This is a genomic window from Streptomyces roseoviridis (assembly GCF_039535235.1).
Classification (GTDB): Bacteria; Actinomycetota; Actinomycetes; order Streptomycetales; family Streptomycetaceae; genus Streptomyces; species Streptomyces roseoviridis.
In genome coordinates, this window is the sequence record NZ_BAAAWU010000001.1 from 449,483 (window position 1) to 462,580 (window position 13,098).

9 protein-coding genes are annotated in these 13,098 nt (G+C 74.1%); 5 read left to right on the forward strand and 4 right to left on the reverse strand.

Annotation, left to right across the window (positions count from 1 at the left end; translation table 11 throughout):
• Positions 1-65: 65 nt before the first annotated feature.
• The 4 genes from ABD954_RS02050 to ABD954_RS02065 all read right to left on the reverse strand — a co-directional run bounded on the left by ABD954_RS02050 (position 66) and on the right by ABD954_RS02065 (position 4,989).
• Complete coding sequence (locus tag ABD954_RS02050; RefSeq protein WP_345483976.1) at positions 66-1,367, reverse strand: sugar ABC transporter permease; 1,302 nt, start codon at positions 1,365-1,367, stop codon at positions 66-68.
• Complete coding sequence (locus tag ABD954_RS02055) at positions 1,364-2,164, reverse strand: ATP-binding cassette domain-containing protein (protein WP_345483977.1); 801 nt, start codon at positions 2,162-2,164, stop codon at positions 1,364-1,366. Before ABD954_RS02055 ends, ABD954_RS02050 begins: the two co-directional genes overlap by 4 nt.
• A gap of 52 nt (positions 2,165-2,216) precedes the next feature.
• Complete coding sequence (locus tag ABD954_RS02060) at positions 2,217-3,305, reverse strand: substrate-binding domain-containing protein (protein WP_345483978.1); 1,089 nt, start codon at positions 3,303-3,305, stop codon at positions 2,217-2,219.
• A gap of 274 nt (positions 3,306-3,579) precedes the next feature.
• Entirely contained in the window at positions 3,580-4,989 is a 1,410-nt protein-coding gene (locus ABD954_RS02065) for an aminopeptidase P family protein (protein WP_345483979.1), read from the reverse strand.
• A gap of 196 nt (positions 4,990-5,185) precedes the next feature.
• Here ABD954_RS02065 and ABD954_RS02070 point away from each other — a divergent pair, with 196 nt between their 5' ends.
• The 5 genes from ABD954_RS02070 to ABD954_RS02090 all read left to right on the forward strand — a co-directional run bounded on the left by ABD954_RS02070 (position 5,186) and on the right by ABD954_RS02090 (position 13,041).
• Positions 5,186-6,169, forward strand: coding sequence for a helix-turn-helix transcriptional regulator (locus tag ABD954_RS02070; protein ID WP_345483980.1), 984 nt, complete (start codon positions 5,186-5,188; stop codon positions 6,167-6,169).
• Between the two features lie 519 nt (positions 6,170-6,688).
• A complete protein-coding gene (locus tag ABD954_RS02075; protein ID WP_345483981.1) occupies positions 6,689-6,940 on the forward strand; it encodes a hypothetical protein in 252 nt (83 codons plus the stop codon).
• A gap of 104 nt (positions 6,941-7,044) precedes the next feature.
• On the forward strand, positions 7,045-7,815 hold the full coding sequence (locus tag ABD954_RS02080) for an HlyD family efflux transporter periplasmic adaptor subunit (RefSeq protein ID WP_345483982.1): 771 nt from the start codon (positions 7,045-7,047) through the stop codon (positions 7,813-7,815).
• Between the two features lie 5 nt (positions 7,816-7,820).
• Complete coding sequence (locus tag ABD954_RS02085) at positions 7,821-10,067, forward strand: NHLP family bacteriocin export ABC transporter peptidase/permease/ATPase subunit (RefSeq protein ID WP_425584104.1); 2,247 nt, start codon at positions 7,821-7,823, stop codon at positions 10,065-10,067.
• Position 10,068: 1 nt separating this feature from the next.
• Positions 10,069-13,041 (forward strand): NHLP bacteriocin export ABC transporter permease/ATPase subunit, encoded by a 2,973-nt coding sequence (locus tag ABD954_RS02090; protein WP_345483983.1) that lies wholly within the window; start codon positions 10,069-10,071, stop codon positions 13,039-13,041.
• Positions 13,042-13,098: the final 57 nt, after the last annotated feature.

Consider the following 13,098-nt stretch of genomic DNA (forward strand, 5'->3'; position numbering starts at 1 on the left):
CCGGAGACGGTGCTCCAGCAGCCGTAGCCCGGCCCGGAGCCACCGTGCCGCGGGCGCGCCCGGCCTCAGGCGCGTCCCGCGGCCTTCTGGCTGCGCCGCGACAGCGAGTCGACGACCACCGCGGCGAGCAGCACGGAACCGGTGATCATGAACTGGACGGCGTTGCTGACGCCCATGATGTTCATGCCGGACTGGATGGAGCCGATCACCAGGGCGCCGAGCAGGGCCGACCAGACCGAGCCGCGCCCGCCGAACAGGCTCGTGCCGCCGATGACGGCGGCGGCGATCACGTTCATCAGGAGGTTGCCGCCGCCGGAGGTCTGGCTCGCGGACTGGATCTGCCCGGCCAGGAAGACCCCGCCGATCGCCGCCATGGTGCCGGCGATGGTGAAGACGCTCATCCGGACGAAGGGCACGCTGATGCCGGCCCGGCGGGCGCCCTCGATGTTGCCGCCGACCGCGAAGATCTGCCGCCCGTAGCGGGTGCGGCGCAGGACGAAGTCGAGCAGCACCAGCAGGATCAGGAAGATCAGCAGCGCCAGGGGCAGGCCCTGGTAGCGGTTGAGGATGTAGGCGGCGGCGAAGGCGAGGGCCGCGAGCACGACCGTACGCAGCACGATCTCGGCGACCGGCCGGAACGGCACCCGGGCGGCCTGCCGGCGGCGCGCGTCCAGGAGCGAGGCGAGCAGGAACAGTCCGACGCCCACGGCGGCCGTGACGTACGCGGCGGCGGGGCTGTGGAAGAGGGTCGAGTACAGCCGGGAGACGACGCTCTCGGCCGGGATGTTGACGGTGCCGGTGGTGCCGAGCACCTGGAGCATGAGCCCGTTCCAGGCGAGGTTGCCCGCGAGGGTGACGACGAACGCGGGCACGCCCACCTTCGCGAAGAAGAAGCCGTGGATCAGGCCGACGGCCGCTCCCCCGGCGACGGCGACGAGCAGCGCCAGCCATTCGTTCATGCCGTTCAGGACGTTGAGCACGGCGAAGATCGCCGCGCACAGTCCGCTGACGGAGCCGACGGAGAGGTCGATCTCCCCGAGCAGCAGGACGAAGACGATTCCGACGGCGATCATGCCGGTGCCGACGATCTGCTGGCTGAGGTCGGAGAGGTTCTGGGCGGAGAGGAAGGCGCTGTCCAGGGTGCCGAAGACGGTCCAGATGATGATCACGGCGACGACCACCGGCAGCGAACCCAGCTCGCCGCTGCGGAGCTTGCGCCGGACCTCGCCGGCGTAGCCGCGCAGGCCCTCCTCCCGGACGATCAGCCGGCTGTCGACGGCGGGCACGGCCTCGGGCGCGGGCTCCTGCGCGGCGCTGCCGTGCCCGAGCGGGTTCTCGGGGCCCTGGGAGTCCCGGGAGCGTCTCATGGCGTCTCCTCCCCCCGCTGTTCCCGCTCCTCGCGGATCCGGGCCTGGCGGCGGGTGACGGCGCTCTCGGTGGCCCCGGTGATGGCGGAGATGATCTCTTCGGTGGTGGTGGAGCGCTTGTCGAAGACGCCGTTGTTGCGGCCGAGCCGCAGCACCGCGATCCGGTCCGCGACGGCCATCACGTCCACCATGTTGTGGCTGATGAGGATGGTGCCCAGACCGTGCTCGCGGAGCCGTTCGACGAGGTCGAGGACCTGGGCGGTCTGCTCGACGCCCAGCGCGGCGGTCGGCTCGTCGAGGATGACGACCTTCGGGTCGCCGACGAGGGACCGGGCGATGGCCACCGTCTGGCGCTGACCGCCGGAGAGGGACGCGACGGGGATGCGGACCGACGGGATCCTGATGGACAGGGTGTCGAGCAGCTCGCGGGCGCGCTGCTCCATGCGGACCTCGTCGAGCACGCCGAAGCGGCGCAGCTCCCGGCCGAGGAAGAGGTTTCCGACGACATCGAGATTGTCGCAGAGCGCGAGGTCCTGGTAGACGGTCGCGATGCCGAGGTTCTGGGCGTCGTGGGGCCGGTGGATGGTGACCGGCCGGCCCTGCCATTCGATGACGCCGTCGTCGGGCGGGTTCACTCCGGCGATGGCCTTGACGGCGGTCGACTTGCCGGCGCCGTTGTCGCCGACGAGGGCGACGACCTCACCGGGGCGGACCTCGAGGTCGAAGTCCGACAGGGCCTGGACCGCGCCGAACCGTTTGGAGACCCCCCGCAGTGTCAGCACTGGTGCTTCCGGCACCGCGACCGCCTCCTCGGCGGGATACGGGTGAGGGCTGTGGCGAGGCTCCGGGCTACTGGAGTCCGGCCTTCTTGCAGGCGTCGGCGTAGGCGGGCGTGCAGATCTCCTTGACCGTGTACAGCCCGTCCTTGACGACCGTGTCCTTGATGTTGTCCTTGTCGACCACGACCGGGGTCAGCAGGGTGGCCGGGACCTTCTGGCCGCTGCCGCTGGTGACGGTGGTGGGGGTCAGGTCCTTGGAGAGCGGCTTGCCCTCGGCGAGTTCGACCGCCATCCGGGCGGCGATGTCGGCCTCCGGCTTGTACGGCTTCTCCACGGTGATGGTCTGGGTGCCGAGCAGGATCCGCTGGATGGCGTCGAGCTGGGCGTCCTGGCCGGTCAGGGGCACGTTCATGCCGGCGGCCTTGAGGGCGGTCGCGATGCCGGCGGCCAGTCCGTCGTTGGCCGAGTAGACGCCGACGATCCGGTCCTTGCCGAGCGCGCTGATGGCTCCGGACATCTGCTGGTTGGCGTTGTTCGGGTCCCAGTTCGGGGTGTCGTACTCCTTGCCGATCTTCACCTTGCCGTCCAGGACGGAGTGCGCACCGGCCTTGAACTCGGCCGCGTTGGGGTCGGTCGGCGAGCCGTTGTGCATCACGATCTCGCCGTCGCCGGCGCGGTCGCCGAGCGCGTCGAGGAGCGCCTTGCCCTGCAGTTCGCCGACCTTGCGGTTGTCGTACGAGACGTAGGCGTCGACCGGGCCCTGGGCGAGGCGGTCGTAGGCGACGACCTTCACGCCGGCCCGCTTGGCCTTGTCCACGGAGGACTGGATGGACTTGGCGTCGACGGCGTCCAGGATGAGGACCTTGTTGCCCTTGGCGAGGGCGGTGTTGACCTGCTGTTGCTGGGTCGTCGCGCTCTCGGCCGCGTTGTAGTAGTCGATCCGGGCGCCGGGCGCGAGTTCCTTGATCTTGGCCTCGATGTAGGGCCGGTCGAACTTCTCGTACCGGGTGGTCTTGCTCTCCGGCAGCAGCAGTCCGATCCTCACGTCCTCCTGGGCGGCCGCCTGGCCGGTCGCCTGCGCGCCGCTGGTGGCGAGCAAGCCCAGGGAGAGGGCGGCGGTTCCGGTGAGGGCGATCGCCGCTCGCACGATTCGGGTCATGGCGGGCTCCTTCCGCGCGCCCCGGGTCCCTCCACCGCGGGGCTGTGGGGCTGCGAGAACCGCCAAGCCGCGGGAGCGCCGGCGCACCTATGGCCTATGTATCGACACTAGCCCCGGGTCGGGGGCGGCGCAGGCCGGGCGTGCGGGCCCGTGGGGACGGGAGCGGCGTACGGGAGCGGCGTACGGGAGCGGCGCCGCGCCCCCGTGGCGCGGCGCCGCTCCGGTGACGCGCCCGCGCCCCGCGGCGGGGGCGGGGCGGCGGGCCGGCCGGTGGTCAGCCCGCGGTGCGGGCCATCCATGCCTCGACCTCGTCGGCGGAGCGCGGCAGCGCGGCCGAGAGGTTCTCGTGGCCGTCCTCGGTGACGAGCAGGTCGTCCTCGATGCGGACGCCGATGCCCCGCCACTCCTCGGGCACGGTGAGGTCGTCGGGCTGGAAGTACAGGCCCGGTTCGACGGTGAGGACCATGCCCGGTTCGAGGACGCCGTCGACGTAGTCCTCGTTGCGGGCCTCGGCGCAGTCGTGGACGTCGAGGCCGAGCATGTGCCCGGTGCCGGCCATGGTGAAGCGGCGCTGGAGTCCCAGGGCGTACGCGCGCTCGGCGGGGCCCTCAATGAAGCCCCAGTCGACCAGGCGGGCCGCAAGGTGGCGCTGGGCCGCCTCGTGGAAGTCACGGTAGGCGGCGCCCGGCTTGACCGCGGCCATGCCGGCCTCCTGGGCCTCGTACACCGCTTCGTACACGCGGCGCTGCACGGGCGTGAAGGTGCCGCTGATCGGGAGGGTCCGGGTGACGTCGGCGGTGTAGAGGGTGTGGGTCTCCACGCCCGCGTCGAGGAGCAGCAGGTCGCCGGGGCGGACGGGGCCGTCGTTGTCGGTCCAGTGCATGATCGTGGCGTGTTCGCCGGCCGCGCAGATGGAGCCGTAGCCGACGGAGTTGCCCTCCAGGCGGGCGCGCCGGAAGAAGGTGCCCTCGATCCAGCGCTCGGAGGTGGCGACGGCGCGGGAGAGCTCCGCGACGGCGTCGGTGAAGCCGCGCACGGTGGAGTCGACGGCCTTGCGCATCTCGCCGATCTCCCAGGCGTCCTTGACGAGCCGGAGGTCGCCGAGCGCCTCCTCCAGCTCGGCGTCGCGCTCCTCGTCGGTGGTGACGGCGGCCTGGAGGGCCGGGTCGATGCCGCGGACGATCCTGGTGGGGACGGTGGAGGCGGCGAGGTCCTCGGCGGCGGTGCGCACGTCGCGGCAGGCGAGGCCGAGGACGCGCGCGGACTCGGCGAGGGAGCGGCGCCGGCCCGTCCACAGTTCGGCGTGGTAGCCGATCCAGAACTCGTCGGTGTCCCGGCTGTCGCGCGGCAGCTGGTAGCAGTACGCGTCGTGTCCGCCGCCGGGGCGCGGCTCCAGGACGAGGGCGCCGTCGCGGGTCCGGTCGCCGGTCATGTGCACATAGCCCGAGTAGGGCCGGAACGGGTAGGTGTCGTCGTTGGAGCGGGTCTTGAGGTTCCCCGAGGGGATCACGAGGCGCTCGCCCGGGAAGCGGGCGGAGAGCGCGGCGCGGCGGCGGGCCGCGTACGGGGCCTGCTCGTCGGGCGTGAGGTCGTGCCGCTCGGTGTCGGCCCAGCCGGTGCGCATGAGGGCGGACAGTTCCTCGGAGATCTCCGTGTACAGACCGTTCTTTCGGCGCTTGGCCACGAGTGCCCCTTCGTCGAGTGGGTGTGTGCGCTGTGTCGGCCCCCGGACCGTAGCCCGCCGGACGGCCGTGCGGGGCCGGGAAGTGCCAGTGGCACTGATCGGCCACACGGGGAGCGGGGCGGGCCGATAATGCGGGGCGGGACGAAGGGACGGACGGATGGGGACGGGACGGGCGCGTGAGGAACGCGACGGGCGCATGAGCGACGGGCGGCTCGGGGAGGCGCTGCGGCTGCTCGGTGTCGGCGAGGCGGCCCGCCGGGTCTATCTGGCCCTGCTCGACGCGGCGCCCGCGCCGCTGGGCGCGATCGGGCGGGCGGCCGGTCTGGCCGGTGCGGAGCTCACGGCGGCGTACGGGGAGCTGGTCGGCGCCGGCCTGGCGAGCGCCGCCGCCGAGGACGGCGACATGGTGGCGCCGGTGCCGCCGGCGGCGGGTCTGGAGATCCTGGCCCGGCACCGGGCGGCGGAGCTGGAGGAGTCGAGGATCGCGGTGGGCGGTGCCTTCGAGTCGTTCCGGCGGCATCGGCTCGCGGCGTACAACGACCACCTCGTGGAGGTCGTCACCGGGGACGCCATCGCTCCCCGGATGCGGCAGGCATGGGCGAGCGCCCGGGAGCAGATCCGGCAGCTGGACTCGCCGCCGTACGTCCCGATCGCGGGCGCCACCGAGGACGCGCTGGCGACGCTCGCCCGGGGCGTGACGCAGCGGGTGGTCTACTCGCAGGGTTCGCTGGAGCACCCGGGGAAGCTGGCCACGGTGATCGAGCCGTGCATCGAGGCGGGCGAGCAGGCGAGGGTGCTGCCGTCGGTGCCGGTCAAGCTGCTGATCATCGACGAGGCGTACGCCCTGGTGTCGCTGTCGATCCAGGAGGCGGACGTGGTCAACACCGTCCTCGTGGTGCAGCCGTGCGGGCTGCTGTCCGCGCTGGTGGCGCTGTTCGAGCAGTCCTGGCGGAGCGCCCTGCCCTTCCACGGCCGCACCGCGCGCCCGGCCGGTCTGCCGCCGGCCGACCGGCGGTTGCTGCGGCTGCTCGCGGGAGGCGCGAGCGACGAGGTCATCGCCCGGGAGCTGGGGATCAGCCGCCGCACCCTGTTCCGGCGCCTCCAGGTCCTGATGGCGCGGCTCGGCGCGGCGAACCGGTTCCAGATGGCGCTGCAGGCCCAGCGCTCCGGGTGGCTGTGACGGCCGCGTCCGGTCCGGGCCGGGTGGCCCGGCCTCGCACGGGCCCCGCACCGCCCGCGCCCGCCCCGCCCGCCGATCCCTGCGCCGCCCGCCCCGCCCGCCGGGCCCGCGCCGCTCGCCCCGCCCGCCCCGCCCGCGCCGCTCGCGCCCGCCCGGTCCGCGCCCGCCCTGCCCCTCGGGTCGCGCGCCGTTCCCGCTCTCTGCCGGGAACCCGCACATTGTGTACGTGCCGCGAAGCCGGCCTCCTGTGCCGCTCCCCGGTCCGGCACAGCCGGCCGGGCCCTTCTGTCGTGCTTCACCCGATTCCTCCACCGAGCGCAACGGACCGCTGGAATCTGTTACTCCGTTTCGCGGAGAAGTTGTCGCCATCGCGTGAAACATGCTGCACGCCGGTCTCCCGACGTGCAGGAACGAGCCTGACAGGGCGTCAACCGAAGTGGAACGGCCACCCGTTCGCGTGCTTTGATCTGCCGCGCCGCGGCATTCGGATTCCCCCCACCCTGACGAAAGGTGCGCTCCATGCGTAACGACATCGAGACCCTCGAGCTCGACGACAACGCCCTCGACGCCGTCTCCGGCGGTGTCATCAGCGTGAACGGCGGTCTCGCCGGCGCCGCGACCGGTGACGTCGCCACCCTGCTCGGCACCGTCGGCTCCCTGCAGTCCGTGCAGGCCGTCGAGGGCATCGCCACCGGCGTCCCGGGCCTGGCCCAGGGCATCACCGGCGTCTCGGTGAACACCGCCGCCGTGACCGGTCTCGCCGGTCTCTGAGCAGACCCGTCCGTGGACCCCGGGGCGCGGGAGCGCCCCGGGGTCCACGGCCCCCCGCCGCTCTTCACGGCGCAGCGCAGCACAGGCAGTCGAAGGAACAGTCCATGCAATTCCGCCAGAAGGCCCTGTCCAAGCTGCAGTCGCCCGAAGAACTCGACCTGCCGGTGCGGTTCGCCCGGCCCCAGGGCCGTCTCGTCCTGGCCGTCACGGTCCTCGTCATGGCCGTCGCCGGCGTGTGGGCCTTCACCGGCACGGTGACGTCCAAGCTGAGCGCGCCCGGGATCCTCACCCGGCCCGAGGGCCGGTACCTGCTGCAGAGCCCGGTCGCGGGACAGGTGACGGAGCTCCTCGTCGCCGAGGGCGCCCGGGTCTCCCCCGGTCAGCCGCTCGCCGTCGTCCGCACCGAGCGGGGCGACCGGCCGGTGCGCGTCGTGGCCGGCGGCCGACTGGCCGCGCTGCACGTGGCGCCGGGCGCCGTCCTGGCGACCGGCGCGGACGTGGCGACCGTCGAACGCGTCACCGGTGGCGACGACCGCCTCGTGGCCGTCCTGTACGTACCGCCCGGCGCGACCGGCACCGTCCGGACGGGCGCCCGGGTCGACGTCACCCTGCCCTCGGTGGCCGGGGGCGGCGGCGCGGTGCTGCGCGGCCGGGTCGGCTCGGTGGGCCGCGCGCCGCAGACGCGGGCGCAGATCGGCGGCTTCCTCGGCGACGACGGCCTCGCCGCGCACTTCACGCGGCAGGGCAGCCCGGTGGCGGTGCTCGTGACCCTGGAGCGCTCCGGCGGCCGCCCCGACGCCGACGACTCCGGCACGCCGGTCACCGGCGCCGTCCACCTCTCCTCGCAACGCCCCGTCGACTGGCTGCTCCCGTGAACCGGCTGAACCCGCGCAAGAAGACCTCCCCGGCCCGCCGCCGCCCCGCGCCCCGCCGCCGCCCCGCGCCCCGGCGCCGTCCCGTCCTCGGGGGCGGCCGTCCCCGGACCGTCCGCACCCCCACGGTGCTCCAGATGGAAGCGGTGGAGTGCGGCGCCGCAGCGCTCGCGATGGTCCTCGGCCACTACGGCCGCCATGTCCCGCTGGAGGAGCTGCGGATCGCCTGCGGCGTCTCCCGGGACGGCTCACGGGCCAGCAACCTGCTGAAGGCGGCGCGTGGTTACGGGCTCCAGGCCAAGGGCATGCAGATGGACCTGGCGGCGCTCGCCGAGGTCGCGGCCCCGGCGGTGCTGTTCTGGGAGTTCAACCACTACGTCGTCTACGACGGCATGGGCCGCCGCTTCGGCCGGACCGGGGTCTACGTCAACGACCCGGCCAAGGGCCGCCGCTTCGTGCCCATGGAGGAGTTCGACACCGCGTTCACCGGCATCGTCCTCGTCTTCGAGCCGGGTGCCGGTTTCCGCCCCGGCGGCCGCAGGCCCGGTGTGCTCGGCGCCCTGCCGGTCCGGCTGCGCGGCACCTCGGGCACGATGGCCGCCGCGGTGCTCTCCAGCATCCTGCTGGTGGCCGTCGGCGCGTGGGTGCCGGCCCTGAGCCGTACGTACATCGACACCTTCCTCATCGGCGGCCAGGACTCGCTGCTCGGGGTGCTGTTCGCGGCGATGGCGACCGCGCTCGTGCTCACGGCGGTGCTCACCGCACTGCAGCAGACCAATCTGCTGCGCGGGCGGATCGTCTCCTCCACCCTGGGCGGCGCCCGCTTCCTGCGGCACCTGCTGCGGCTGCCCGTGGCCTTCTACGCGCAGCGCAGCCCGGCCGACCTGGTGCAGCGGCTGCGGTCCAACGACTCCGTCGCCGAGACCCTCGCCCGCGACCTGTCCGCGGCCGGCGTGGACGCGGTCGTGGTGCTGCTGTACGCGGTGCTGCTGTGGACCTACGACCCGCAGCTCACCGTCGTCGGTGTCGGTGTCGCGCTGCTCAACGTGGTGGCCCTGCGGATCGCGGTCCGCGTCAGGGCCACCGGCACCCACAAGCTGCGCGCCGAGAGCGCCCGGCTGACGAACACCTCGTACGGCGGTCTCCAGCTGATCGAGACGATCAAGGCGACGGGCGGCGAGGACGGCTTCTTCCGCCGCTGGTCCGGGCAGCACGCCGTCACCCTCGACGTGCAGCAGCGGCTCGGGGTGCCGAGCGCGTGGCTGGCGATCGTCGCACCCACCCTCGCCGCGCTGAACAGCGCCCTCATCCTGATGATCGGCGGACTGCGGGCCGTCGAGGGCCACCTGACGGTGGGTCTGCTCGTCGCCTTCCAGACCCTCGTGACCGGCTTCACCACGCCGATCGCCCGGCTCGGCGCGGTCGCGGGCCGGGCCCAGGACTTCGCCGCCGACGTCGCCCGGCTGAAGGACGTCGAGAACTTCCCCGTCGACCCCGTCCACACCCGGCGCGAGCCCGCCGGCGGCGCCCGCCGGCTCACCGGTCACGTCGAACTCGACGCCGTCACCTTCGGCTACAGCCCGCTGGACCCTCCGCTGCTCACCGGCTTCTCGCTCTCGGTCGGGCCCGGCCGGCAGGTCGCGCTGGTCGGCGGCTCCGGCAGCGGCAAGTCGACGGTGTCCCGTCTGATCGCCGGCCTGTACGCCCCCTGGGAGGGCACCGTCCGGATCGACGGGATGCGGCTCGCGGACATCCCGCGCGGCGCGCTCGCCGCCTCCGTCGCCTTCGTCGACCAGGACGTCTTCCTCTTCGAGGGCACCGTCCGGGACAACGTGGCGCTGTGGGACCCGTCCGTGCCGGACGAGGCCGTGGTCGCCGCGCTCGCCGACGCCGCCGTCCTCGACGTGGTGTCCCGGCGGCCGGGCGGCATCCACAGCCGGGTCGAGCAGGACGGCCGGAACTTCTCCGGCGGCCAGCGCCAGCGCCTGGAGCTCGCGCGGGCGCTGGTCCGCGACCCGAGCGTGCTGGTGCTGGACGAGGTGACCAGCGCCCTGGACGCGGTGACCGAGCGCGAGGTCATCGACAACCTGCGGCGGCGCGGCTGCGCGTGCGTGGTGATCGCCCACCGGCTCAGCACCGTGCGGGACAGCGACGAGATCCTCGTCCTCGACCGGGGCACGGTCGTCGAGCGCGGCCGGCACGCCGAGCTGTTGGCCGCGGGCGGCCCGTACGCCGACCTGGTCAAGGAGCACTGACGTGACCTCGCCGACCCCGTTCCCGGCCCCCTCGCCCGCCACGGCCGCCGCGACCGCCCCGGCGTCCGACCCGGTGCTCACCGCGCTCGGCGCCCTCGGCGCGCCCGTGGAAGGCTCGGGCCTGCGCAGCCTCCCCCTGGAAGGCCCGTCCGTGCTGTGGCTGGTCGTCCACGGCAGCCTCGACCTGTTCGCCGTCGACGCCGCCCACGCCGGCGCCTGGCACTTCCTCGGCCGGGTGGAGGCGGGCGCGCTGCTGCTCGGCCCCGCCGAGGGCCCCCGGCACACCCTGGTCGGCCGGCCCTCCCAGGAGTGCCTGCTGCGCCGGATCGAACTGCGCGAACTGCGGCGGCCGGAGTACGGGGCCGTGCCCGAGCAGGGCGGCGGCTGGGGCGGGGCCTGGGGCGGTTCCTGGTACGAGGACCAGGGAGGCGGCTACGGGGCGTACGACGGGTACGGGACGGCCGCGCCGGCCGGCTCCCCGGTCGGCGCGCCGGTCGCGAGCCCGCTGGAGGACGCCTTCGCGCTCGGTATCGGCCGGGGCCTTCGGGTGCTGTACGAGGCTCCGCTCGACGGCAGGTTCGGGCAGGCGCGGGGCGCCGCCGACGACGAGGTCGTGTGGATGCACGTCACGCCGGGCGGCCTGGCCTACGGCGCTGCCTACGAGGCGGAGGCGGCCGGCACGCTGCTCGTCGACCCGGTGCTGTGGCAGGGCATGGTCGAGCAGCAGTACCGGCTGCTGTACGCGCTCGACGACTGGATCGAGGAGCGTGAACGCGCCCAGGAGGACCGGACGGCCGCCGGCCTCGCGGCGGGCCGCGCGGCCGGCAGCGAGGCGGACCGGGCGCTGCTCGCCGCCCTCGGCCGTCCGGGCGGGCGGGACCGGCGCGGCGACGGCACCGACGCCACCCTCGCCGTGTGCCGCCTGGTGGCCGCGGAGGCCCGGATCGCGCTGCCTGACTCGGTCGCCTCGGCCGTCTCCGCGACGGCGGGGACCGGCGAGGAGCGCACCGACCCGGTGGACCGCATCGCGCTCGCCGCCCGGATCCGCACCCGCGAGGTCGGGCTGCGCGGACGCTGGTGGCGGGAGAACTGCGGGCCGCTGGTGGGCCGCCGCGAGGCGGACGGTGCACCGGTCGCGCTGCTGTGGCGGCGCGGCCGCTACGTGGCGGTGGACCGCGCCGGCGGGCGCCGGGAGCGGATCGACGAGGCGAACGAGGCCGCCTTCGAGCGGCGCGCCGTGATGTTCTACCGGCCGCTGCCGGAGGGCCGCCTCGGGCTGCCCCGGCTGCTGCGCTTCAGCCTCCGCGGCACCCGCCAGGAGCTGCGCGACCTGCTCGTGGGCGGTCTCGTGGCGGTGGTCCTCGGCGCGACGGTGCCGGTGGCGACCGGGCGGGTCCTCGGCGCGTACGTCCCCGCGGCCGAGCGCGACCTGATCGTGCAGACCTCGATGGCGCTCGTCGCGGCCGCCGTGGTGTCCGCCGCGTTCATGCTGCTGCAGAACGTCTCCCTGCTGCGCATGGAGGGCCGGATCGAGGCCACCCTCCAGCCGGCGGTGTGGGACCGGCTGCTCAGACTGCCGACGACGTTCTTCACCGGGCGTTCGACGGGCGAGCTGGCCAACGCGGCGCTCGGCATCGGCGCCGTCCGGCGCATGCTGGCCGGGGTCGCGCCGGTGTGCCTCCAGGCGAGCACGGTCGGCGTGACCAACCTGGTCCTGCTGTTCGTCCACAGCGTGCCGCTGGCGCTGGTGGCGCTCGCGCTGCTGCTGGTCGTCGCGACGGTGTTCCTGGGACTCGGCCTGTGGCAGCTGCGCTACCAGAGACGGCTGGTCGAGCTGGGCAACCGACTGGACAACCGGGCCTTCCAGACGCTGCGGGGGCTGCCGAAGCTGCGGGTCGCCGCCGCCGAGAGCTTCGCGTACGCGGCCTGGGCGCGGGAGTTCGCCCGTACCCGGGTGCTCCAGCAGCGGGCCGGCCGGATCCAGAACGCGCTGACGGTGCTCGGCGCGGTGTGCCTGCCGCTGTGCGGCCTGGTGATGTTCGTGCTGCTGGCCGGCCCGGCCCGCGGCAGCCTGTCCGCGGCCGGGTTCCTCACCTTCTCCACCGCCCTGACGATGCTGCTGTCCTCGGTCACCCAGCTCACCGGGGCGCTCCTGTCGGTCGCGGCCGTGCTGCCGGTCTTCGAGCAGGTCGAGCCCATCCTGCGGGCGGAGCCCGAGGTGCGCGGCGGGGCGGCGCGGCCCGGCGTGCTCAGCGGCGCGATCGAGGCCCGGCAGCTGTCGTACCGCTACAGCGAGGACGGCCCGCTGGTCCTCGACGGCATCGACCTGGCGGTGCGGCCCGGCGAGTTCGTCGCGATCGTGGGGGCGAGCGGCTGCGGCAAGTCGACCCTGCTGCGGCTCCTCATCGGCTTCGACCGGCCGACCGAGGGAAGCGTGCTGTACGACGGCCAGGACCTGGCCGCCCTCGACCAGGCGGCGGTGCGCCGCCAGTGCGGGGTGGTCCTCCAGCACGCCCGGCCGCTGACCGGGTCGATCCTGGACTGCCTGCGCGGCGCGGAGGCGTACACGCTGGAGGAGGCGTGGGAGGCCGTGACGCTCGCGGGGCTCGCCGAGGACGTCAAGGCCATGCCGATGGGCCTGCACACGATGCTGTCGGACGGCGGCGGCACCGTCTCCGGCGGACAGCGGCAGCGTCTGATGATCGCCCAGGCCCTGATCCGCAAGCCGCGGATCCTCTTCCTCGACGAGGCGACCAGCGCGCTCGACAACGAGGCCCAGCGGGTGGTCATCGAGTCCACGAAGGCGCTGGCCGCGACCCGGGTGGTGATCGCCCACCGGCTCTCCACGGTCATGGGCGCCGACCGGGTGATCGCGATGGCGGACGGCCGGATCGTCCAGCAGGGCACTCCCGCGGAGCTCCTCGCGGACGCGGGCGGTCTGTTCCACGAGCTGGTGCGCCGCCAGCTGCGCTGACGCCCTTATGTGGGGGGCTCGACCCGCCTGCGGGCGCCTTCCGCGCCTCGACGGCCG

Bases quoted from the DNA above. Each gene is read 5' to 3' on its own strand.
- ABD954_RS02050 (WP_345483976.1), bottom strand. From the start codon at position 1,367: ATGAGACGCTCCCGGGACTCCCAGGGCCCCGAGAACCCGCTCGGGCAC.
- ABD954_RS02060 (WP_345483978.1), bottom strand. From the start codon at position 3,305: ATGACCCGAATCGTGCGAGCGGCGATCGCCCTCACCGGAACCGCCGCC.
- ABD954_RS02070 (WP_345483980.1), top strand. From the start codon at position 5,186: ATGAGCGACGGGCGGCTCGGGGAGGCGCTGCGGCTGCTCGGTGTCGGC.
- ABD954_RS02075 (WP_345483981.1), top strand. From the start codon at position 6,689: ATGCGTAACGACATCGAGACCCTCGAGCTCGACGACAACGCCCTCGAC.
- ABD954_RS02080 (WP_345483982.1), top strand. From the start codon at position 7,045: ATGCAATTCCGCCAGAAGGCCCTGTCCAAGCTGCAGTCGCCCGAAGAA.